Raw genomic sequence first — 22,980 nt, 5'->3', positions numbered from 1 at the left:
TGTGGATGAAATGCAGCGCATCCCGTACGGGCGCTCGCAGTACGGGATGCGCTGTCGTCACTTCACTACCGGGGTGTCGCCGGAGGTGGCGGTGCAGGAAATGCTGATACAGATCTCCGTCGGAGGATTGCTCGGTGCCGGAGCCGGTCGGCCGGCGGCATCGAGTGGGGTGATCGAGGTGATCTTCAAGTCACGCTGGGGGATCACGACGGAGAAGAAGCGGATCCTGTCGCTCGTGGGCGTACCGACCGCGTCGGTGACGTAGGTCTTGCCACCGGCCTTGATCCGGACCGTGCGTGCCTCGATCGAGGTCGCGCCGATCACCATCGTGTAGTTGATCCTGTAGGAGTTCTTCTCCTTCTGGTAGGCCGGCGTGATCCGGTAGGACACGTTCCGGCCGTTGGTCCAGTCGGTGAAGCAGTCGTAGAGCCCGCCGAAGCTGTTCGCCTTGCCTTCGATCGACACCAGGCAGCTGTCCTGAGTCGAGATCATCGCCCAGTTCTCGGTCGGGATCTGGCCCTGGGCCACGAAGTACGCCGGGCGGTAGGCATTCGAGTCGGGCACCTTGGTGAACTCCTTGTCCGACCAGGGTGGCGGCAGCACCTTGTTGTGCGCGGGCTGCGTCGGGACGGAACTCGGGCCGGAGCTCGGGAAGGAACTCGGGCCGGAGCTCGGGAAGGAACTCGGGCCTGAGCTCGGGAAGGAACTCGGGTCGGAGCTCGAAGGAGCGGTCGGTGATGGCGTCGGGACTCCGGCGACCCCGATGCCGCCGGCGGCGTCGGGCTGGAGGGCGTGCAGCGCCGGTCCGATGCCGAGCGTGATGCCGACAGCCGCAGCCGTGACCAGGACCACCGCTGTACCGCGGCGGCGTCGCTGGCGGCTCTTGATCCGGAGCCGGATGGGTGCGGCCGGGTCCGGCGGCTCGGGACGTGCGTCGGTCAGTACTTCGAACTTGGTCTGCAGGTTGTCGGTCATGCGATGTTCCTTCCGGCCAGATCGGCCAACTGGTCGGTGGTGTCGAGGCGAAGCGCTTCCAGCCCTCTCCGCGTGTGCTGTTTGACCGAACCGACCGAGCACCCGAGCAGGGTCGCGACGGTCCGTTCGGGCAGGTCTTCGGCGTACCGCAGGTAGACCGCCGCCCGCTGACGGGGACTGAGCCGGCTCATCGCGGCGTGCAGCGCCAGCCGGTCGTCCACCTGTCCGGTCCTGGACCCGATCGCGATGTCCGGTGGCACCTCGGTCGGCCGCTCCGCCGACCAGCGCCGCCGGGCGCCGGACAAGAACGTGCTGGTCACGATCTTCCTCAGATACCCCTCGGGGCTCTCGCCGCGCACCTTCCGCCAGTGGAACCACAACTTGGTGAAGGACTCCTGAGCCAGGTCCTCCGCCTTCTGATGGTCCAGGGTGAGCGCGTAGGCGAGCCGTGCGGTCGTGGTCCAACGCGCTCGCACGAACGCGTCGAAATCCTCGTCGTTGGTCATCGGCATCCCTTCCTCACCTCCCAGAACGCGCCGGGCGGACCCTCAGGGTGACACGGCCAGGGGATTCAGCTCCGGTCCAACAAAATCGGGCCGGGCGTCGTCTCAAGGGCTGACGAACGGTTCGTCAGTGACGGGGGATTGGGCATGTCCAGCAAGTACGCCGGCGTCTTCGTACGGACGGTGGCTGTGGTGGGGGTCGCTGCCGCGGTCGGCATCACGATCGGTGCCGCCAACATGATCGAATCGGAGGCCGCCGCCCGGCCGCAGGTCAAGGCCGTCGCAGCCGCGTCCCAGCAGCCGACGACGCCGCCCTCGACGCCGGCCACGCATCCCGCGGCGACTGCCAAGGTGGTGTACTTCACCTTCGACGACGGACCCGATCCGGCCTGGACACCGCAGATCCTGGACATCCTCGCCCGCAACGACGCCAAGGCGACGTTCTTCGAACTCGGTCAGATGGCCGATCGGCATCCCGAGCTGCACGACGCCGTCCTGGCCGCCGGCCACGCGATCGGCAGCCAGTCGTACTCGCATCCGCAGCTGACCAAGATCTCCGCGGCCAAGCGGCACCGCGAGATCACCGGCGGGCCCGCGTCGAAGTGCTTCCGGCCGCCGTACGGCGCCGAGAACGCCCAGGTGAAGGCCGAGATCAAGGCGGCCGGGATGAAGCCGGTGCTCTGGGACGTGGATTCGCTCGACTGGACGATGCCGGGCGTCGACGCGATCGTCACCAATATCCTGACCACCGTCCACTCGGGCAGCGTCGTCCTCATGCACGACGCGGGCGGCAACCGGAGCCAGACCGTCGCCGCTCTGGAGAAGGTGCTGCCGATCCTGGCGGCGAAGGGCTACACCTTCGCCGCGCTGGACTGCTGACGAGGGCTACACGTTCGCCGCGCTGGACTGCTGGCTCAGCCGAGCAGTTCCTGGCCGAGCCAGCTGTTGGGCTGGAAACCGGGCGGGATGGCGAAGACGGCCGAGCCGATCGTGGTCGTCCATTCGTTGAGGGCGTCGGCCGCGTCCAGGCGAGCCAGCAAGGGCAGGAACTGGCCGGCGATATCGGCCTGGTAGCTGAGGAAGATCAGCCCGGACTCGCGGGCGGCGCCGGTGTCGTGGACGTAGTTCAGCCCCTTCCGGAAGATCCGCCGGCCGTCGTTGGTGGAGTGATGCGACAGCCGGGCGTGCGCGTTCTCGGCGATCACCAGCCGGCCGTCGGCGTCGCGCTTCTCGAGATCGAGTTCGTCGTGCTCCGCCGTGCCGGTGAGGGGTGCGCCGGTGGACAGCTTGCGGCCGACCGCGCGTTCCTGTTCCGACCTGGTCAGCTCGTCCCAGGTGTCCAGGTTGAGCTTGATCCGCCGTACGACGAGCGTCGTGCCGCCCGCGAACCAGCCGGGCTCGTCCGACCAGACCGTCTGCTCGAACTCGGGCGTCCCGGGTGCCGGATTCCCGCTGCCGTCCACCTGACCGAACAGGTTCCGCCCCGTCACCGGGGTGCCGTCGCTGCCGGTCCCGTTCCAGAACCCGGTCTGTCGCCAGACCGGCCGTGCGAATGGAGCCGCGTCGGCGACCAACCGTCGTACTGCGTGGACGACGCTCACCGGATCATCGGCGCCGACCAGCAGCATCAGGTCGCCGCCATTCCAAGCGGTCTGCAGACGATCGTGCGACATCACCGGCAACTCGTCGAGACCGCGCGGCCGCTTGGCGGTCAGCCGGGGCAACGCAAACACCCGCGGACCGAACCCGGCCGTCACCGTCAACGAAACGTTGCCCAAGGCAAGCTCCGGGGCGGTGTCACCGGGCGCGGGGCGACCGGAGGTCAGGGCAACGATGTCGGTGGTCCACAGCCGCATCAACCGGCCCAGCGCCGCCTTGTCGACGCCACCGAGCAGGTTGAGCGCGACGAGTTCGGCATGCTTGGGTGAGGCTGCCGCGACAGCCGGCTGATGCACGCCGTACGGCGAAATCTCGCGCGCGGCCGTGCTGGGTGTGTCCTGGCTGAGGCCGACAACTCCGCTGGCGACGGCTCCGCCTGTGACGGCAGCGCCGGCCGCCGCGGCACCGGCGTACCCGAAGAACTGTCGCCGGGACGGCCGGCCGGTCAAGGCGTGCTGGTCGGAGTCGGGGTCGGGTGGTAATGCTCTTCCTCTTCGGTGAAGGCTTTCACCGGCACGGTCAGGTCGTGGGACGAGCCATCGGAGAACTTCAACGTCAACGGCACCTCGTCGCCCGGCCTCAAGGCCTGCTTGAGCCCCATCAGCATCACGTGGTCACCGCTGGGTGCGAGATGGGCGTGCGAGCCGGCCGGAACGGTGATGCCGCCTGCCTTCTCCTGCATCACCATCTTGCCGTCCTTCATCGCCATCTCGTGCAGCTGCACGATTCCGGCCACCGGCGAGGTCGCCGAGGTCAGCTTGACGTCTGCCGATCCCGGATTGGTCAGCGACATGAACGCGGCCGTCATCGAGGTGTCCTTCGCACCGGCCGTCGCCCGCACCCAGGCGTCCTCCACGAGCACCCCGGTGGTCTTCGCGGCATCCTGCACAGCAGGCCCGGCCGTCTTCTCACCGGACCCGCACGAGGACACCAACAACGGCAGGGCAACAGCGATGAATGCCATCAGCAACTTCGTCTTCACGCAGACCTCAACGAGGTGCCAGGCACCCGAGTTCCCCCGAAACCCTACGAATGCAGCACATCCCGGACAGCTTCCAGGTAAGCCGATCTGTGTGTTGTGTCAGGCAACAAATAGGAGCCCTCGGTCCATTCGTTCCAGGCGTTGATCGTGACGACCGAGTGCCGTGGACGGTGCTGCTCCAAGAATTCGATCGCGCGCCGGAGCCCGGTGGCGAACTCGGCCGGATCCTGGTCCCACACCGAGGTCCACGGGTAGCCCAGCTGTTGATACGGAAGCTCCTGGGCGGTCCGCGGTGAGGGATCCCACCCGACAGTGACGTTCGGATAGAAGTCCACGGTCAGCTGCTCGGCGTACCGGTCGTACTCCGCGAAGGCGGCGTCGCGCAGCGAGCTGATCGAACCGTTCGGAAAGTCGGCCCTCCCGGCGTCGAGGTGATGCAGCCAGACATACGACGTACCGGAGTCGAACCCGAGGCGGTCGACCACCTCAGCCAGTCCGGATGTGGCGCCGGAGCCGGGCAGCACCGGGGCGCTCCACAGCACCCCGTCGAGGTGGAGTCCCGGAAAGCCGGCGAGCACAGTCTGCTCGCGGAACCAGTCGAGCGCGCCCCGGGCCTCCGAGACACCTCCCAGACCTTCGATGAAGTTGCCGATGTCGTAGAGCGTGAACCACGGTTTGCCGTCGATGGTGAGGTAGTTCGGGCGGGAGAAGTACCGGTCGATGACGTGGTGGACCATGGCTTCGAAGGCCCGGCGATCGATTGCGCCACTCTTCAGCAGGTCAGGTACGTCGCCCGACCGGCTGGGGAAGATGTCCACCAGTTGGTGGTTCGCCCACATCAGGGCGAACTGCAGCCGCTCGGAGTTGGGCGCTTGCAGGAAGCCGTCGTCCAGAGCTCCCGACAGATAAGGCCCGTCGTCGTACCAGTAGTAGTCGAACAGGAAGCCGTCGATCCCATGCGTCGCGGCAAGGTCGATGTCCGTCGCGGCCACCGCGGGGTCGGCCTCGTCGCGATAACCGAGCAGCGGCACCCGTGGTTGTCGATGCCCGGGAAAGCGTGCGGTCGCCGCCCTGACCAGCTCCCATTCGGTCCAGCCCGGACCGAACCAGTCGGCATTGCGCGGATCGCGATGCCAGTCGGGGAAGTAGTAGACAAGGACGGTCGGCCGCACGGCACTCCCTGATCGTCGAAAGCCCTACCCTGGAAAGGCTCTACTCGTCCGACTCGTCGCCGTCGCCTTCCGTTTCGGGGTCCGGCTGGACGAAGTCCGGGTCGCCGCCTTCGTCGCCGGAGCGGGCACCGGCCTGCGCCAGGTGCGACACCGACTCGAGCTCGGACAACACCGACTGGTGCTGGTCGACACACAGGACGACCAGGTCGCCGCGGTTCGACCGCGACAGCGCGTGCTGTACGGCGGTGAGCTCCTCGAGCACCGTTTCGACCTGGCGGCAGCGGGCCCCGTTCTCCATCGCGTTGCGCACGCCCTCGATGATCAGCTCGGCCGACTCGCCCCGCTTACGTCCGCGCAATCGCGCGTCCTCACGCACGATCACGACATCGAAGTGCTGGGCCGCGACCTCGCCGAGCTCCCGCATGTCGTCGTCCCGCCGGTCACCCGCGGTCGCGATCACGCCGATCCGCGACGGCCTGCCGAGCTCCGACGATGCGTTCAGGCTCTCGCCGAGCTTGTCCACGAAGTCGCCGAGCATCCGCATCGCGGGCGCGTTGTGGCAGTAGTCGACGATCACGGTCCGGCCGTCGACCTCGATCTCGTTCAGCCGGCCGGGGGAGAGGTAGTACGACGTGTTGAACGTCCGCAGCCCCTGCCGGATGTCGTGCAGGGGCGCACCTGCGGCGAAGGCGGCCGCCGCGGCTGCCATCGCGTTCTGCACGTTCATCATCGCCCGGCCGCCGAAGGTTGCCGGCAGCAAGTGGGTCCATGCCAGCTGCATCGACCGCCGGCCGTGCTTCATGATGATCATGTCGCCCAGATCGGAGCGATCCAGTACGACGGCCCGCCCGCCCCGCCGGCAGTGTCCCTCGATGTACTCGCGGACCTCGCTGCCCGGTTCGGCGATGCTGAACCAGACCACCTCGCCCGAACACTTCCGGCGCATCTTCCGCACCAGCGGGTCGTCGGCATTCAGTACGGCGAACCCGTTCCGCGGGACGGCCTCGACCAGCACGCCCTTCACGTCGGCCAGTTGCTCCAGCGTGTCGATCCCGCGCATGCCCAGGTGGTCCGGCTGGATGTTCAGCACCACGGCCACGTCGTTGCGCTCGTACCCGAGCCCTTCGCGCAAAATCCCGCCCCGCGCGACCTCGAACACGGCGAAGTCGACCCGCGGGTTCTGCAGCACCATCCGGGCGGACTTCGGCCCGGACGCGTCCGCCCGGATCACCAGCCGCTCGTCGATCACGATGCCGTCCGTGGACGTCATCCCGACCTTGCGGCCCATCCCCTTGAAGACGTGGCTGATCATCCGCGAGGTGGTCGTCTTGCCATTCGTCCCGGTCACCGCGACGATCGGGATCCGGCTGGTCGCGCCCGGCGGGAACAGCATGTCGACGACCGGCTTGGCGATGTACTGCGGATCGCCGACCGTCGGGTTGGTGTGCATCCGGAACCCGGGTGCCGCGTTCACCTCGCAGATCGCGCCACCGGTCTCGCGCACCGGCTGGGTGATGTCGGGGCAGATGAAGTCGATGCCGGCGATGTCGAGCCCGATCATCCGGGCCGCCTCTTCGGCGATCTCGACGTTCTCCGGGTGCGCCTCGAAGGTACGGTCGATCGAGATCCCACCGGTGGACATGTTGCCGGTGAGGGTGAGCTTCACCATCGTGTCTTCCGGCGGTACCTCGTCCATGTCGAAGCCCTGCGAGCGGACCAGCTCACGAGCGGCCGCGTTGACGGTGATCCGGGTCAGGATCTTCTCGTGCCCGACGCCTCGGCGCGGGTCCGCGTTGGTGATGTCGACCAGTTCGGCGACCGTGTGGACGCCGTCGCCGACGACATGGGCCGGGACGCGCTCGGCGATCGCCTCCATCCGCCCGTTGATGATCAGGCAGCGGTAGTCCTTGCCGGTGACGAAGCTCTCCACGATCACCGAGCCGCGACGCGACTGCTCGGCCGCGATCGGGAAGGCCTCCCGCACGGCGTCCGCGTCCTGCAGGTTCAGGCAGACGCCCCGGCCGTGGTTGCCGTCGAGCGGTTTGCAGACGACCGGGTAGCCGATCTTGTTCGCGGCCGAGACGGCTTCCTCGACCTCGCGGACCGAGACGGACCGCGGTACCGGCAGGCCGGCCGAGGCGAGCAGCTTCGTGGTGAGGTCCTTGTCACTGGCAACATCCACCGCGATCGAGCCGGTCTCGGACGTCATCGTCGCCCGGATCCGCTTCGCGTGCACACCTTGACCGAGCTGGACCAGGCTCGCCTTGTTCAGCCGGATCCACGGGATGTCCCGCGACACCGCCTCGTCGACGATCGCCTGCGTCGACGGCCCGAACGCACTCCGCTCAGCGGCCCGGATGAACTTCTCCAGCTCGGTGGTGAAGTCGAACTCCGGCGTCGGCTGGACCAGGTAGTTCACGAACCGGATGGCGAGCTCACCGGCAGCCAGGCCGACGCCCTCGTCGGCGTACGCGTAGATGATGTTGTAGCGGCCCGGTACGCCGCGGACCTGGCGGGTCTTGCCGCGCCGCATGTCGTGGCCGGCCTCCTGCTGCAACTGCAGCGAGACGTGCTCGGCGATATGGCCGAGCCAGGTCCCCTCGTGCAGGCGCTCGATGAACCCGCCGCGCCGGCCGCGCGAGCAGTGGTGCTGGTCGAGGCGGGGCAGGTACTCCAGCAGTCGTTCGGTGAAGCCGTCGATCGTGTTCGACGGGAAGTTCTCCAGCGAACCCAGGTCGACCACGAGATGGATGGCCGGGTCGTAGCTCCAGATGTTCGGACCGCGGTACACCCGGGTCTCGATGAGCTTCAGATCCGGGCTCGGCGTACCCAAGGTCTCGGCGCCGGTCGTCTCGGTGCTGGCTGTCGCAGCGCCGGTGGTCGTGGAGTCGGGCTGGTCGGGGGCGGTCTCTGTCATACGGTCCCACTGTCTGGTCGTGGCTCGGAGTCTGGCGTGCTGAGTTCGGCGCCCGCGCTCAGTGGCTCGGTCGCCTCCGGTCTGGACCGGCCCGCCGCGGCCGACGTACCAGCCTTCTTCCTCGTCCTCGGTTCCCCAACCGCTTCGCCGGCATTCGCCGTCCTGGCCGTACGCCGTCCCGCCCGGCGCTTGCGCTCCGCGTAGTACGCCGGTCCCGCTCCCTCCGCTGCGATCTCCTTCGCCAGCGCTCGGAGATCCGCCTCAGCGGCCTCGATCGAGGCGAGCTCCTCGGCCGGCGGCTGCGGCCCGTACGACAACAGTGCGCGCGCCTTCAGGTCGAAGGTTGCCGTGGCCGGGAGCACGTGCAGGACGACCCCGGAGGCGAGGATCGCCTCGGACCGCTTCGCGTAGTGCGCGTTCGACGTGATCCGGCTGCCGTCGAAGATCGTCACCGCACCCCGCCCGACGACCTCCAGATGAGACCCCCGTACGACGGCGGCCGTGTCCTCGTCGACGCCGATCCCGAGCAGGCCGGGAGACTGCGCGACCAGTGAGAGGAGCCGGCCGTACCGGTTGCGCTGGGCGAAGTGCTGGTCGACGATCGCGCCCTGCACCAGACCGAGGCCGCCGGCGAGCTGGCTCATCCGCTGCCGTGGCGTCGCCCCGGACCGGCCGAACGCGATCATGTGCTCGGCCAGGATGCTGGCGCCCGCCGACGTCCCGCCGACCGCGGCACCCCGGGCGTGCGCCTCGGTGACCGCGCGGCCGAACGCCGTACCGGTGACGACACCGCTGAGCTTCAACTGGTTGCCACCGGTCATGAAGATGCCGGTCGCCTCGGTCAGCGGCTCGATGAAGGTGGGGTCGTCGGCGTCCTCGCGGTTCTCCGGCCGGACCCCGACCACACTGGCCGCACCGAGGGCGGCGAACAGCGCGGAGTACACGTCGACCACGTCCGGGCCGAGCGCGGAGGCCGTCGGTACGACGACGATCCGGGCCTTCGGTCCACCGGCCGCCTCGACGAATTCCTGCAGCACCATGCGCTTCTTGAGCTTGTCCTCGGCGCCGCCGATGGCGAACAGGGCACCCGGCCCGCCACCATTCACCCCACCCTGCTGTTCTGACATAGCCGAAGAATAGGCGGTCGAGAGCGTGGGACCGGCCTGGGTCTTGCAAGATGTGGAAAACATTCTCGCGATGACCGCCTGGCCATGTCATCATCCGCGCTGTGAAGAGAATCATGATGTCGTTGGCGGTCACCGGTGCGGTCGTTGGCCTGGCCGCGTGCGGTAACACCCCGGCACCCGGAACGCAGGCAGCCGGCGCTCCGACCTTGGCGGCGGCGACCACACTCACCCAGGCCGACCTGGGCAAGAAGGTCCAAGAGGCGCTCGTCAAGAAGGGCACCTTCCGGGTTGTGTCGACGACCGCCGGAGCTCATCGGACCACGCTGACCGCCGACGTGAAGCTCGGCGGCTCCACCCCTGAGTTCGTCGTCACCGCCGACGGGATGACCGTGCTGGGTGCCGGTGGCAAGCTCTACGGCCAGGGCAAGGGCATCTCGGACGGCCCGCAGTGGGTCAAGTACGACGCCAAGAAGACGGGCGTCGACGCGCTGACCGGAGCCATGATCCAGCTGATCGCCTGGCAAGCGCAGCCGCAGCAGTTCCTCGCGGGCTCTTCTTACGCCACCCAGTTCACGACGGCCGCCGGTCCGAAGGTGGAGGGTGTGGCGACCACGCAGTACAACCTGACGATCGACCTGCAGAAGGCGGCCGAGGCGAAGGCATTCGGCGACACGATCACCGCGGAGAGCCTCGCCGAGAACAAGACCCCGACCCTGACCGCCAAGCTCCTCCTCGACGCCGACTCACTACCCCGCAAGATCGACTACACCCTCGGCGAAGACACCGCCACCTCCACCTTCACCAACTTCGGCACCCCCGTAGTCATCGCCGCACCCCCGATCGACAAGGTCGCCAAATAGCTCGCGCCTGCTAGGGCTGGGGCTTGGACAGGTAACCGCGGTAGATGGTGGTGCTGCGGCGGACTGTCATGCCTAGGCGTTCGTACATCGCGAGGGCGCCGGTGTCGGAGTGGGTCCACAGGGTGAGGTTGCGTTTGCCCTGGCGGTAGAAGGCGTGGCGGGCGAAGGCGAGGAGCGCTCTGGCGAGACCCTTGCCGCGGTGATCACGGCGTACGGCGAGTTGCTCGATGTAGCCCTCGTCGGTGTCGGGGAGGTCGAGGCAGAGCGCCGCGCCGATCAGTTCGTCGCCGGCGAAGATTACCGGCGACAGCTCGGGGGCGAAGCTCGAGCGCTCGATCACCATCGCGGCCCATTCCTCGTACGACTTGCGCCGCGGCTGCCACTCGTCGAAGGCGTCCTCGATCAGCAGGTGGGCCGCCGCCGCATCACCAGCAGCGAAGGGCCGCATCGTGATCCCCTCGGGGAGTGCCGGGATCACCGGCTCGGAATCCATCGGCAACTCGAGCTGCCAGTTCACCGCCAGTACGTCGTACCCGCGGGCGCGCACCAGCTCGACGCCGGCCAGGTCCTTGTCGTCGACCATCTGCGCGATCCAGTCGGTCGTCCCGGCCTCCGCGGCGCGCGCCTCGGCCCAATCCAGCAGCGCCGTCCCGATTCCCAGCCCGCGACGGCCCGGATCGACATCGATCTGCGCCCGCTTGCCACGGTTCAGCCACGCCCAGGCCGCCAGCCGGCCATCGGCGTCGTGGACGACGACCGAGTCCACCGTCGGGTCGAACCCCGGCCGGGACAGCACCGCCTTGATCCCGTCCGGCGCGGTCTCGGCCTCGCCATGAAGCTCACGTTCGGTCGCAGCGACCAGAGAGTGGATCGCTTCGACATCCGCATCGGTCGCTGCGCGACTGGTGAATCCGGCCGGTAACTCCACAGGAACAGACATGCCCCGATCTTCGCGGCCCGGCACCGATCCCGGCAAACGACTTCAGGACGGGGTGCTGGCTGCGTCGGCGGCCTCGACCTCTTCGCGGCTGATGCCGAGCAGATACAGGATCGTGTCGAGATACGGCACACTGACGTGGGTGTCGGCCGCCGCGCGGACCACCGGCTTGGCGTTGAAGGCGATCCCGAGCCCTGCCGCCGCGAGCATGTCGAGGTCGTTGGCCCCGTCGCCGATCGCCACGGTCTGCGACAACGGCGTACCGGAGGACTTCGCGAACCGCCGCAGCGCCGCGGCCTTCCCGGCCCGGTCGACGATGTCGCCGACCACTTTGCCGGTGAGGTGGCCGTCGACGATCTCCAGCTCGTTGGCCGCGGCGAAGTCGATGCCCAGATCGGCCGCCAGCTTGTCGGTGATCTGGCTGAAGCCGCCGCTGACGATCGCGAACTGGTACCCGAGCCGCTTCAGCGTCCGCACCAGCGTCCGCGCGCCCGGCGCGAGCACGATCGCCTGGTAGACCTCGTCCAGCGCCGAGGCAGGCAGGCCTTCCAGCGTTGCCACCCGGTGCCGCAGCGAATCGGCGAAGTCGAGCTCACCCCGCATCGCCTTCTCGGTGACCGCGGCAACCTCTTCCAGCCGGCCGGCATGGTCGGCGAGCATCTCGATCACCTCGCCCTGGATCAGGGTCGAGTCGACGTCCATCACGATCAGCCGCTTGGCCCGCCGGTACAACCCACCGGCCTGTACTGCGACGTCGAGCCCCTGCTTCACCCCTTCGAGCGCCAGTACCGCGCGCAGCGAGTCCGGATCCGCACCGGAGACCGCGATCTCCATCGCGGTGACCGGATAGCGCGCCATCCGGCTGATCCGGTCGATGTTCGCGCCGGTGTCGGCGATCCGGCCGGCGATCGCGGCGAAGCCCTGCGCCGTCAACGGGCTGCCGATCACGGTCACCTGGGTGCGGCCCTTGCGCCGCGGCTCGTTGTCGCCGAAGCCCTTCTTCACGTCGATCTCGACGTCGAGATTCTCGGCGAGGGCCTTGAGGTCCTTCTTGAGTTCCTTGTGGTCGCGTGGCGCGGTCAGCAGGACGCCGAGCACGAGGCGGCCCCGGAGTACGACCTGTTCGGCGTCGATCACGTCCAGGCCGCGGCCGGCCAGGATCGACAGTACGGCGGAAGTGAGGCCCGGGCGGTCCGTACCGGTCAGCGTGACCAGCAGGGTCGGGCGGTCGATGGGGTGCGCGTCGTACTCAGCCTGTCCAGTCATGACGAGGTGAACGCTACCCAAACCTGGTTAACCGGAGGTGGGCGGTCCACATGCCGCAACGAGGGCCCGCCGGGCCGCGGCCGCCAGGTCGAGCAACGCACGGCGACGCGCATCGGCCTCGGCACCGGTCACGGCCGCCCCGTCGTCCTCCAGAGCGGCGTCGGCGATCGCCAGGCAGCGCCGGGCCGTGGCAGCCGTCTTGACCGCGCGCGCCTCGTAGCCGGGCGCGAGGTCGTCGCCCTTGCCCGAACCGATCCGGCGGATGTCGATCAACGCGTCGGCGACCTCGGGCTTCCAGCGGGCCACTTCGAGCGCGGCCAGCGACTCGGCCGCCTCGATCAGCGCCGCCCGCAACCCGCGATCGGCTTCACCGAAATCGGCCGGCGGGGGACTGGCCGCGGGCAACACGGTCCACTGCACCGCTGGTCCGACGTACGCCGGAACGAGCCCGATGTCGGCCCCGGTCAGTACTACGGCCTCGCCCGTCTCCAACGCTGCCTCGTTGAACGGCGGTGGTCCGGCGAGCCCGATCGGGTCGCCCGGGATCGGCAGCGCCAGGTGCGCCTGGGTCGCACCGGCCGCGCGGAGCAGATTGAGCGCGACCGGCAACGTCGCCGGCGCGGGGTGGGCGGCCAGGCCGGCGACGTGATGGCCCACGTCCTCGCCGAGGATCTTGTGCGCCGCGGTGTCCGGGTCGCAGGCACCGGTCAGCATCGCGTTCGTCCAGACGGTGAAACGCACCGAGGCGGCAGTGGTGAGCACGCCGTCCAGTCTCCCATCCGGCCGGCGATGACGACGACACCACCAGGGTCGGCGTCGGCCGCCGGCGACGACCACGTAGGTTTTGCGCCATGACTGCTGTGGTGGAGCTGGCCGGCGTCTCGATCGTCCGAGGTGATGCGGTCCTGCTGGACGGTGTCGACTGGTCGATCGACGAGGCCGACCGGTGGGTCGTGATCGGCCCGAACGGAGCCGGCAAGACGACGATGCTGCAGATCCTCGCGGCCCAGATGCACCCCACCACCGGGGTGGTCGGGCTGCTCGGCGAAGTACTCGGCGCGGTCGACGTGTTCGAGTTGCGGCCGCGGATCGGCCTCACCAGCGCCGCCCTCGCCGACCGGCTGCCCCGCTCGGAGCGGGTCTCCGACGTCGTCGTCTCCGCGTCGTACGCCGTACTCGGCCGCTGGCGTGAGGAGTACGACGAGCAGGACCACCAGCGCGCCAAGGTGTTGCTCACCGAGCTCGGCATCGGGCACCTGAGCGAGCGCACGTTCGGCACCTTGTCGGAGGGTGAGCGCAAGCGGGTGCAGATCGCCCGCGCCCTGATGACCGATCCCGAACTGATGCTGCTCGACGAGCCGGCCGCCGGCCTGGACCTCACCGGTCGCGAACAGCTGGTCCGTTCGCTCAGCGCGATCGCGACGGCCGAGGGCGCGCCGGCGATGGTGCTCGTCACCCACCACGTCGAGGAGATCCCGCCCGGTTTCACGCACGCGCTGCTGCTGAAGCAGGGCCGGATCGTCGCGGCCGGCCCGATCGACCAGGCGCTCACCGACCAGAACCTGTCCGACACCTTCGACCTCGCCCTCAGCCTGACCCACTCCGACGGCCGCTACTTCGCCCGCGCCCTCTAGCTCTTCCCGGCCACCCTGCCGAGGTCGCCGGTACGAATCCGTGCCGGCCCCGGCTGCGTCGGAGCTTCGACGGGCCTGCCCGACGGCCCGATGACGGATAGGCTTGGCAGATGATGGATTGGCTGCGGGACAACGTGTGGGCGGCCTGGCTCGGGATCGCCGTCGTACTCGGTCTGGCCGAGCTCGCCTCGCTCGACTTCACCTTGCTGATGCTTGCCGCGGGGGCGATCACCGCGGCCGGCGTGGGCGCCTTGTTCCCGCACCTGCTCTGGCTGCAGATCGTCATCGGCCTGATCACCTCGGCCGCCATGCTGGCCGCGATCCGCCCGCTCCTGGTCCGCAAGCTCCATCACAGCGGCGAGCTGAAGACCGGCTCGGCGCACGTCATCGGCCGCACCGGCGTGGTGGTGAAGGAGATCCATCCCGACGGCGGCGGCTCGATCAAACTCAACGGCGAACTGTGGACCGCCCGGCCGTACGACGAGGTCTCCACGTTCCCGCCCGGCACGCGGGTCGAGGTGATGTCGATCGACGGCGCCACCGCCGTCGTCTACCCGGTCGGCGACCCGTTCAGCCACCAGCACCCCGAGCTGGACCAGGACCCGCACCCGACAACCGGAAAGGACTCCGAGCCACCCCGCCAGTGATCCGCGGGTCTCAGCCGACGAGCCGCCCCACACCTGACCGCGCCCCCCAACTGACCGCGCCCCCCGCGGCGGCTGACCGCCGCCCGAAGCCGTCCGCGGACCTCAGGCCGACGGGCCGCCGTGCAGGGCCCGGAAGTCGTCGAGCGTGCCGCGGTAGTACTCCAGGTCGTCGAGCAGCTTCGACCGCTGGAACAGTTCGGGCTGCTGCCGGTACGTCTGCCGGCCGAGCTCCGACCACAGCACCTCGGCCGGGATCGCGTCGGCGTCCTCGGGCAGGAACTTGACCGCCTCGGTCAGCGCGTCGGCGGCGAACATCCAGTTCAGCTCGATGCTGCGCCGCTCGGACTCGGGCCCGTTGTCGTAGACCAGATCGAGGTCGAGCGCCCGCCGCGCGTACGTCGTTGCCACCAGCACCCATTGCCCCGCGTCGACCAGTTGCGAAACGCCCAGCCCGAAGCGGGCACCAACCTGTCGCGCCGCCTGCTCCGAGGCGTAGGGGACCTCGATCTCATAGCCGCGGACGTTCAGGGTCCAGGTGTCGGCCCCTTCGGCCAGGTTCTCCTCGGCCGCCGCGGCAGTGGCATCCGGTGCGTCCGCCGCGGCCATCACGCTCGCGTAGATGTGCGCCTCGGCCAGCGTCCGTGCGGTAAGCATCAGGCATCTCCTCGATAGCTGTCGCGAACGACGAGCAGTCGTTCCAGCCGGAACCTACCCGGTTCGCCGGCTCGTATCCGTGACCCCTGCTCGGTCCAGAACGCGTCGTCCGGTACGGCGTGCTCGCCGGCCGGGACGAACTTGATCACCTCGTCGACCGCGGCCCGCGCCAGCGCCAACCGCCGGCCCGTCTCAGCAGGGTCGTCGATCGGTACGTCGCGCGCCGCGTTGTCCGCGATCTCCAGCCATTGACCGGCGTCGAAGACCTCGGACGGTTCCTCGCCGCCGAAGGTCGGGAACGGCCCCGGGGGAGTCTCCTGCGCGGGCATGCCGAACAGGAGCTCGCGCGCCGCCCCACAGCCCGGACAAGCGCCGACGTAGCTGATGGCCAGCTCGCCCTCGACCGAAGTCAGCCCCTGCTTCCACTCGGTCGCCAACGTGCCGCAGTCCTCGCAGGGCGCCAACTCGGCGTACAGGAGCGCCTCGTCCGGCGTACGAGCTACCGCGAACGCCATACCGTTCCTTTCACGACGAGATCTCCACACCGTGAGCGGCGGGAGTGGCTTGCGTCTGCCGACGGGCGCCGTCGCCCGCAGTACGGCTTGCGGCGGCTCGGGCAGCGAGTGAGTGGTCCAGCTCAATCAATGCGGCGGCCGGGATGCCCTTCTTCTGAAGGGCCTCCGAGACAGCGCCACTGAAGTGCTTGGTCCGCTCCGCCGTGTTGAACAGCTGCTGCAGATCGACCTGGCCTTCGGCGAGTTGAGCCAGCCGCGGATGCAGCGTCGCAAAGGCCGCCCCGAAGCCGCCGTCGTTCAGGCCGCGCATCGTGCCGTCCGGCTTGGCCTGATAGGTCCGGACCTGCCCGTCCTGCTGCTGGATTGTGAGCTGGACCGTGGTGTCTTCCTTGCGCGCCTCGGCCAACGCGTCCAGCATCGGCTGGTACGGGTGGTACTCCGGTTGGCCGGCCTCGTTCTCGGTGTGGTCGAAGGCGAACTGATGCTTCCCGGCGATCTGCGGATCGAGCCCCTCGAGTGCTTCGGACAGCGAGGCCCCGGTCTCCATCCGCTCCCGCATCTCGAGGTACTGCTGCTCGAACATGGTCAGGTAGGCCTCGCCGGTGGCGACCTGGCTCATCGAGTCGGACTTCTTCACCTTCTCGTCGCCGCCTCGCGTCAGCTTCGAACGCTCGAAGGTGAGGTCGTAGTCGACCCGCACCCGCACGGTGACCAGGGTGCCCTTCTCGTACTTGCTCAGCTCGTTGCGGTTCCCGGTGGTGTCGGAGTCGGTGTACGACATCTGCTCGCCGACGGACACCCCGGCTGAGACCCCGAGCGCGCCCGCGCTGCCACCGCCGGCTCCGCTCGCAGGCACCCATTGGTTGCCGGTCGCGGAGGTCCTGGCCGTGCGCTGAATCCGGTCGATGACCCCGAGCTGGCCGTCCTCGATCGGGTTACCGACGAGCTGTACGTCGGACACGCGCGCGGCGACCCGTACGTCGACCACCTGGTTGCCGTGACCGGGCACGGGCAGCCGAACCATCCGGTGCCCCTCGTCGCTCGCCATCCGGTGGAACGCCGCACTCCGGACCGAAGCGGACAGCTGGTTCTCGAGTTCAGTGCGGTGCATCCGGACGCCGTTGACGGACAGCATGTCGCGCGCGGCCAACCGCTCGGCGATCGTGTCGAACAGCTTGTCCGTCTCCGGTTCGCCTTGCAGATAAGGGCGCGTGCCTTCGACGAAGTACGACGCAGGCAGCACGACCTCGCGGTGGTCCTGCCGCTCCGGCGTCGACTTCGGCGTGGGCGGGCCGTTCAGTACGGCGGTCGGCACCAACTGCGTCATCTGCCCGGACAACAGCTCGGCGCCGTAGCCACCGCGGTCGTCGGACACCGCGCGATCGGCGTTGCGGCGCAGGATGCCCTTCGTCGAACCACCGGCGATCGGAAGCCGTTCCACCTCGACCAGGAGGTGCATCTGCCGCTCGACCCGGCTGGTCTTGCCGTGCAACATCCGCTGCAACATCGTCGACTGCTCGGCACTGGATGCCGAGCTCGTCCGGCTCTGGTCGGTGCTCACCCCGACGTTGCCACCGAGGGCTTCGTTGCCGGCCCCGCCGACGTTGAACGAATGGCTCGTGCTGTGCGACCGGCTGCGGCTGAGCTCCTCGTAGTCGTAGCCCTGCACGATGCTGATCGCGCTCTCCTCGGTGCCGTCGCCGACCACCGGTCCGGCGAAGACCGCGCGGACCCGGAGCCGCAGTACCTCGGGCGGCCCGGTCCCGGACGTCTTGACCGGGTACTCCTTGACGAAGCCGCGCGGGTCGAGCATGTCGTCGAGGTGCCCCTGCCAGCGCTTGCCGGCCAGATCGCCGTACAGGCTCTCGGACAGGATCGGGTCCTTCTCGAAGCGGCCCGGCGCGGCCTGCTCGACGGCCGACTTCACAGCGGCGTGGACGTCGAGGCTGGTGCCCGCTTCGTTGGTGAACTCGGTCTTCTCGATCAGCGCGGCGCCCATCATGGCGCTGTAGTGCTCCGGCAGCGAGACCTCAGTGGTCTTCGCGACCAGTTCATCGGCCTTGTCGAGGGTGTTCTCCAACTCGGCCTGCGGACTGCCCGCGGCCGCGCTGCCCAGGCCGGCCAGCTCACGAACCTTCGCTGCCAGTTGCGGTCGGGTATGAGTCGCGGCCAGACCGTCCGTCACGCCGGACTTCTCCGACTCGTAGCGCCGGACGAAGGCACTCGCAGTACGGCGGTCCATGGTCAGGTCGCCCTTGAGGAACCGCTCGGCGGCATCCGCGACCTGGTGCAGCGGCAGGTCGAGTTCGCGTCGCCCGTACAGTCGCAGGGCCTCGCGCTCGGGCACCGTGAACAGCACGGTGCCGTCGTCGAGCTTGATCTGCTGCGATGGGGCGGACTCGCCGTCGGCGACCTTGGCGGTGAAGTTCACGTCGGCCTTGAAGACGTAGTGCTGGCCGATCTCGATCCGCAGCCGTTCCCAGCCCCAGATCTGGGTCTCGCTGCGGGATCGCGACCCGCTGCCGCTCCGGCTCCACCCCGCTGAGCCGCCCGCGGCGCTCCCGTCAGCTCCGGCCATTCCGCTGCCGCCGGAGATGCCTGCGTTGTTGCCGGTCGAACTTCCGTCGGTCGTGCTGTAACTGCCGAGCGTCAGGTTGATGTCGCCGGAGACCTGATGAGTCGCGCGCAGGAAGGTGTGGTTCTCCACCTTCGCGGTCAGCGACACGGTTGCCCGCCGGGGCCGAAGTCCTTGCTGGGCGATGGCCTGGGGGAGCGAGCTGGGCGCCGGGCTGAGCCCGATCCTGGTCCGGTACTCCGTGGTCTTCCACTCCGGATGGGCGATCAGGTTCCTGGCGTTGAGGAAGGCGGCAAGGTGGTGATAGCCGGGTCCATCCGGTCGGGACGCCGCCGGCAGGGCGGCCTGGATCCGCGACAGCGGGTCGCCGATGTCCAGGTGCAGCAGCTTCGCCTGGTCGAGCACGGCTTCGCTGGTGGGGCCCTGGAACGGTGTAGCGGGCGGGACGTCCTTCTGCTTGAGCATTTCGCTGTCCAGCAACACCGAAGCGCTGCCGTCCACCTCTGCGAGCGGTGCGCTGTCGCCGTCCGAAGTGACCTCGGTGAGTACGAGGGTGTGCGGTACGTCGAAGACCGCGACCGGTGCCGTGCTTTCCACCAGGGCAACCTGGTTCACCGTGCCGCCGGTGGCCCAGTTCATGAACCGGCCGAGCGACGCCCGGCCGTAGCTCGGACCGCCCGCCGGTGTCTGCCCAGCGTGGCCGGCGGCCGGCTTGTCGCTGAAGCCGAGGGTGATTCCCCACGGCAGCGCCTTGGACCGCCCACCCGAGCGTCCGGAAGTCCTGGACGCGATGTCCAGATTCACCACGGCCTCGGAGTCGGTGACGCCGAGGCACGTGGCTTCGTCGAATTTCTGGTGCAGCCCGATCCGGAACGTCCGGTACTGCGGCGCGTGGCCCGCGCGATGTTCGACCAGAGCGAGTGGAAGGCCGCTCTGGGCCGCCTGGTCGTAGCCGGTCTCCAGTCGCAGCGCGGACAGGTGCTGGCTGAGCCGCTCGTAGTTCTGCAACTGGCTGGCTCGGAGCAGCGGGTCCTTGGGCAACGCATCGAGGCGCGGTCGACCCTTGTCGTCGAGGGGTGGCAACAACCCTTGCTTACTGAGCGCGCGGGCGGTGGCATCCAGCGCCTTGTCCGCACCCGTGACGTGCTGGACCAGAGCAGGACCGGCACCGCGCAGCTGACCCTTCTTGTTCCCGAGCCAGTCGGGGAGCTGCAAGTCTTCCTCGGTCGGCTGGGGATCGCCGCGCAGCAGCGTCCGCCCCCGCTTGTCCTGCAGGGGCGTCCCGTCGGGCCCGCGCATGATGGCGGCCTTGTCGATGGGAAGCCCATACCGGAAGGCGTCCTTCTCCGGGAAGCGCAGCAAGGCGCTGCCCTCACCCTTCTCCGTGAACTTTCCCTTGCCGCCGACCTGATGCACGGTCACCTTGTGCTTGAGCGTCATCCGGTAGCCCTGCGTCGGCCCGGTGTAACGCTGCACGCTCGGGTGAATCGCAGTACCGCCTGCGCTCATGCTGTCGCTGCGGGACGTACTCCGGCCTGCCTTCACCGTCGGCCCGAAGTCGATGCTCGTCGATCCGAGGTCCGACAGCCCGGTGCCCGCATATCCCATCGTCGCCATGGACGAGCTGTTCGCGGCGAACCCTTCGTTGCCGGTGGCGCCGGAGAAGCCGACCCGCAGGCGCTCCTGCCAGTGATCGGTGCTGGTCTCGCCGACCAGTTCGACCTTCTCCCAGACGACCTCGGTCTCCACCTGCGCGTAGGCGACCGGCTCGCCACCGCTGTAGATCAACCGGCCGATGCCACCCGGCTTCGTCGCCTCGTCCAGCCTGCTCGGCAACTCCTCGGTGAGCAGGTTGCGGAGCTGGTCGTGCGCCACCCGGTCCAGCACGCCGAGCCGCTCACGAGTACCGCGGATCGTCTTGTCCACCAAGTCGCCGAGCCCACGGACGTCCGTCGCCACGTGCTCCGGCAACGCCGGGTCACGGGCCTCACCCAGCTCCGCGATCGTGGTGGTGTCCTTCGGTGGATCGACCACGTACGCCGCCGACACCCAAACCTTCAGCGAGTCCGAGTCGCGCGGACCTGAGCTGTCCACCCGGCCGGCGGCAGACCACGACTCGACCGCCGAGGTCCGTACCTCGACCTCCCAGCCGGCCGCACCCTCGAACAGCTGCGACTCGCCCCGGTTGTCCTCGACCGCGCCGCCGAGCGCGTACTCGGTGGCGGCCGTGGTCACCGACCGGCTCCGCCCGAACGCGAATTCGTAGCCGGGGGCAACGACCTTGGCGGCCGCGGTGACCGGGTCGGTGGGCGGCAGCATCGCCATCAGTGTCTTCAGGCTGAACCCGCCGGTACGGCCGAACGTCCCGGTCGCCGTCGCCGAGACACCGTGCCCGCCCTGCTCGAGCTGACCGACCATCAGCTCGGCCAGCTTCACCTCGGGATCCATCACCTCGGCCAGTTCACCCGGCTGCAACTTCAACCGCACCTGAGCCAGCTCGCGAACGTCGTCCGACGGATCACCGCCGAGCGGCAGCACCAGGCCGTCCGGCGACATCACCCGGCGGAACTCGGCCCGCAACGTCCGGTGCAGCATCTCGGTGGTGAAGCGATGCGGAAGATTGTTTGCCTCGAGCACCTGATTGAGATGCGCGGTCAGCGCCGTCAGATGCGGCAGCCGGCCGGTGGGAGCCCCACTGTGCAAGACATCCCGGCGAGGTGCCGCCTTGGCCAGGCTGCGCTGAAACGCCTCGGTCTGCTCCGCCGCCGCCTGCGACAACGGCAGTACGTCGGCGATCGACTTGCGCGGATCCGCGACCACCGCGTCCAACTCGTTGCCTAGCGCAACATAGGCGGTCCTGGCCTGGGTGGCCTCGCCGAGAGCCGACCGGAGAACAGCCGCCTGCTCGGTGTGCCGTTTCGCCTTGCCCTCGGCGGCCGAGGCCTCGACGAGGAGCTTCCGGGCCCGCTCCGGGGCGCCCTGGTCCTTCTTCGCCAACTCCTCGCCGGCGTCCTTGCGCTTCTTGCCGCCTTCCTTCTTCGCTGCGGCGGCGCTGTTCTCCTTGTCCGCGATGCGGCCGGTCAGATCGTCGATCGAGCGGTCCAGGGTGGTGATCTCGACGGTGACCCGCTCACGAAGATGGGCGGGGGTGTTCGGCGCCGCGGTGACCGCCGGCGTCGTCATCCCGGCCGAGGCGACCACGGGGACGACGGTCGCACCCGACGTCCAGGGCAACGCCGGGGGAGTGCCACCTCTTCTGCCGATCGTGGCGGCGAGACCGCGCAGATCGCGCTCCAGCTCCTCGATGCTCTGCGGTCCACTGACCTGGCCGGTCGAGGCGACCTGACCGCGAGCCTCTCGCCAGTTCCTGGTGAGCAGCCGGAATTCGTCGTACTGCCCGGCCAGCCGGCGGTCGCGGCCCTCGTGATTCACCAGCGCCCGAAGCCGGTCCGTGAAACCGCGCGGCCGGTCGACGCCGACCTCCTGCTGGATCCGGCTGAACTGGTTGACCCAGATCCGCGCCAGTTGCGTATCGTCGACGCGCGCGCCGACCCGTAGTACGTGCGGGTCGTCTGCACTGCCCGATCGGACGTCCGCCGCGGCGACCCGGCCGTAGCCGGGGTCGGCGATCTCCACTCGAACATGCTGCTTGCCGTGCGCGGCGGTCTCGAACACCGCGAGCTTCGGTACATCGAGTGCCGTCGGCGAGGCGGTCACACTGCCCGCGAAGTCAGCCGGCTGGACCTGAGCGAGCGCCCGCAGTACTGCGTCGTCTGTGAGATCTGACTGGGCCGCAGGCCGACCACCCGCTACCAGTCCGGTCTTGCGCTGCTCCGGTGCCGCTACGAGCGCGACGCGGCGACGGCCGACCGTATTGCGATGGCGCCCGCTGCCGGTACGCCGTACTGCGCTGGGCCGGGTCCGCTGCAGCACCTGGGCCTCGCGGTGGATGTCCCACGCCGCGTCCACCACGTCGGCCGACAACGGCCGGCGTTCCCTCGCAGTCAGCTCCGCCAGGCGCGCAGCCGCTGAATCCGAGGTGTCCGCACTGCCTTCCAGTACGCCGCGCAGCAGGACCTCCGCCTCTTGTCGACTCCGCGCACTGAGATCCGGTACGTCGAGCAGGGCGTCGAGTGCCGCGGTAGACCCATCGGCGGGGGACGTGCCACCGCGGGCCCGAGTGATCTCAGCACCAAGCAACGCGGTCGCCTCGGCAAGGATCCGGTCGTCGGAAGCCTGGTCTGCGGCCCGCGCGCTCAGCCGCTCGACCAGCCGGCCCATCGCGTCGGCACCGAGAACGTCGCGGTCGCCGGTCAGCCGGACGCCGCCGTCCTGCAGCAGCAGCGCTTCGGGCGCGACGACGCCGAGCGCGGTTCCGAGCGCCGCATGAGCGCGGTCGGCCGGTGCGGCAGCGCGAATCGTGGGAGTCGTCACCAGGCGGGCCCCCTGTTCGGATCCGGTTCGCCGGACAGCCGTCACGGTCAGTCGGGACGTTAGCAAAGGCGGGGTTAACCGCCCGCCAGTCAATTCTCGCGATCAGTTAACGATTTACAACCC

17 protein-coding genes are annotated in these 22,980 nt (G+C 69.0%); 4 read left to right on the top strand and 13 right to left on the bottom strand.

Annotated features, from left to right (window positions below; all coding sequences use genetic code 11):
- Positions 1–57: 57 nt before the first annotated feature.
- Together DIZ26_RS00755 and DIZ26_RS00750 are read right to left on the bottom strand one after the other, a co-directional pair.
- Complete coding sequence (locus DIZ26_RS00755; RefSeq protein ID WP_112236630.1) at positions 58–975, bottom strand: hypothetical protein; 918 nt, start codon at positions 973–975, stop codon at positions 58–60.
- Complete coding sequence (locus tag DIZ26_RS00750; protein ID WP_198675815.1) at positions 972–1,481, bottom strand: SigE family RNA polymerase sigma factor; 510 nt, start codon at positions 1,479–1,481, stop codon at positions 972–974. Before DIZ26_RS00750 ends, DIZ26_RS00755 begins: the two co-directional genes overlap by 4 nt.
- A gap of 144 nt (positions 1,482–1,625) precedes the next feature.
- On the opposite strand from DIZ26_RS00750, the gene DIZ26_RS00745 reads away from it, so the two are divergent.
- The gene (locus tag DIZ26_RS00745; RefSeq protein WP_112236628.1) at positions 1,626–2,357 is read left to right on the top strand and encodes a polysaccharide deacetylase family protein; all 732 of its coding nucleotides are present in this window, start codon (positions 1,626–1,628) and stop codon (positions 2,355–2,357) included.
- A gap of 35 nt (positions 2,358–2,392) precedes the next feature.
- Here DIZ26_RS00745 and DIZ26_RS00740 read toward each other — a convergent pair whose 3' ends face one another.
- Genes DIZ26_RS00740 through DIZ26_RS00720 form a run of 5 tightly spaced genes read right to left on the bottom strand, consistent with a single transcriptional unit; the run spans position 2,393 to position 9,335 of the window.
- Positions 2,393–3,586, bottom strand: coding sequence for a Dyp-type peroxidase (locus DIZ26_RS00740; protein ID WP_112236627.1), 1,194 nt, complete (start codon positions 3,584–3,586; stop codon positions 2,393–2,395).
- Positions 3,583–4,119, bottom strand: a complete 537-nt coding sequence (locus tag DIZ26_RS00735; protein ID WP_232828063.1) for a copper chaperone PCu(A)C — start codon at positions 4,117–4,119, stop codon at positions 3,583–3,585. Before DIZ26_RS00735 ends, DIZ26_RS00740 begins: the two co-directional genes overlap by 4 nt.
- 44 nt (positions 4,120–4,163) lie before the next feature.
- The gene (locus DIZ26_RS00730) at positions 4,164–5,291 is read right to left on the bottom strand and encodes a glycoside hydrolase family 99-like domain-containing protein (protein WP_112236626.1); all 1,128 of its coding nucleotides are present in this window, start codon (positions 5,289–5,291) and stop codon (positions 4,164–4,166) included.
- Positions 5,292–5,331: 40 nt separating this feature from the next.
- Positions 5,332–8,208 (bottom strand): cyanophycin synthetase, encoded by a 2,877-nt coding sequence (cphA, locus tag DIZ26_RS00725; RefSeq protein ID WP_232828062.1) that lies wholly within the window; start codon positions 8,206–8,208, stop codon positions 5,332–5,334.
- Positions 8,205–9,335 (bottom strand): cyanophycinase, encoded by a 1,131-nt coding sequence (locus tag DIZ26_RS00720; protein WP_112236625.1) that lies wholly within the window; start codon positions 9,333–9,335, stop codon positions 8,205–8,207. The genes cphA and DIZ26_RS00720 overlap by 4 nt, the downstream gene beginning before the upstream one ends.
- 101 nt (positions 9,336–9,436) lie before the next feature.
- Between DIZ26_RS00720 and DIZ26_RS00715 the strand changes: the two genes are divergently transcribed.
- Entirely contained in the window at positions 9,437–10,195 is a 759-nt protein-coding gene (locus DIZ26_RS00715) for a hypothetical protein (RefSeq protein WP_112236624.1), read from the top strand.
- Between the two features lie 10 nt (positions 10,196–10,205).
- On the opposite strand, the gene DIZ26_RS00710 is transcribed toward DIZ26_RS00715, so the two are convergent.
- The 3 genes from DIZ26_RS00710 to DIZ26_RS00700 are packed head-to-tail and all read right to left on the bottom strand — an operon-like array spanning position 10,206 to position 13,160.
- Positions 10,206–11,135 carry a GNAT family N-acetyltransferase gene (locus DIZ26_RS00710; protein ID WP_112236623.1) on the bottom strand — a complete coding sequence of 310 codons (930 nt, stop codon included), beginning with the start codon at positions 11,133–11,135 and terminating at the stop codon, positions 10,206–10,208.
- A 42-nt stretch (positions 11,136–11,177) separates the two neighbouring features.
- Entirely contained in the window at positions 11,178–12,398 is a 1,221-nt protein-coding gene (gene serB, locus DIZ26_RS00705; protein WP_112236622.1) for a phosphoserine phosphatase SerB, read from the bottom strand.
- A 27-nt stretch (positions 12,399–12,425) separates the two neighbouring features.
- On the bottom strand, positions 12,426–13,160 hold the full coding sequence (locus DIZ26_RS00700; RefSeq protein ID WP_198675814.1) for a hypothetical protein: 735 nt from the start codon (positions 13,158–13,160) through the stop codon (positions 12,426–12,428).
- A gap of 89 nt (positions 13,161–13,249) precedes the next feature.
- On the opposite strand from DIZ26_RS00700, the gene DIZ26_RS00695 reads away from it, so the two are divergent.
- Together DIZ26_RS00695 and DIZ26_RS00690 are read left to right on the top strand one after the other, a co-directional pair.
- Positions 13,250–14,032: an ABC transporter ATP-binding protein gene (locus DIZ26_RS00695; RefSeq protein ID WP_112236621.1), complete on the top strand. Its 783-nt coding sequence runs from the start codon at positions 13,250–13,252 to the stop codon at positions 14,030–14,032.
- Positions 14,033–14,142: 110 nt separating this feature from the next.
- Complete coding sequence (locus DIZ26_RS00690) at positions 14,143–14,679, top strand: NfeD family protein (RefSeq protein WP_112236620.1); 537 nt, start codon at positions 14,143–14,145, stop codon at positions 14,677–14,679.
- 102 nt (positions 14,680–14,781) lie between these two features.
- Here the strand turns inward: DIZ26_RS00690 and DIZ26_RS00685 are convergent, their stop codons facing one another.
- The 3 genes from DIZ26_RS00685 to DIZ26_RS00675 are packed head-to-tail and all read right to left on the bottom strand — an operon-like array spanning position 14,782 to position 22,857.
- A complete protein-coding gene (locus DIZ26_RS00685) occupies positions 14,782–15,333 on the bottom strand; it encodes a hypothetical protein (protein WP_112236619.1) in 552 nt (183 codons plus the stop codon).
- Positions 15,333–15,848, bottom strand: coding sequence for a hypothetical protein (locus DIZ26_RS00680; RefSeq protein WP_112236618.1), 516 nt, complete (start codon positions 15,846–15,848; stop codon positions 15,333–15,335). Before DIZ26_RS00680 ends, DIZ26_RS00685 begins: the two co-directional genes overlap by 1 nt.
- A 10-nt stretch (positions 15,849–15,858) precedes the next feature.
- A complete protein-coding gene (locus DIZ26_RS00675; protein WP_112236617.1) occupies positions 15,859–22,857 on the bottom strand; it encodes a hypothetical protein in 6,999 nt (2,332 codons plus the stop codon).
- Positions 22,858–22,980 lie beyond the last annotated feature (123 nt).

The organism is Kribbella monticola (assembly GCF_003261635.1).
Classification (GTDB): domain Bacteria; phylum Actinomycetota; class Actinomycetes; order Propionibacteriales; family Kribbellaceae; genus Kribbella; species Kribbella monticola.
The sequence above is the reverse complement of the archived record's forward strand: the minus strand, read 5'-3'. Positions and strand labels throughout refer to the sequence as shown.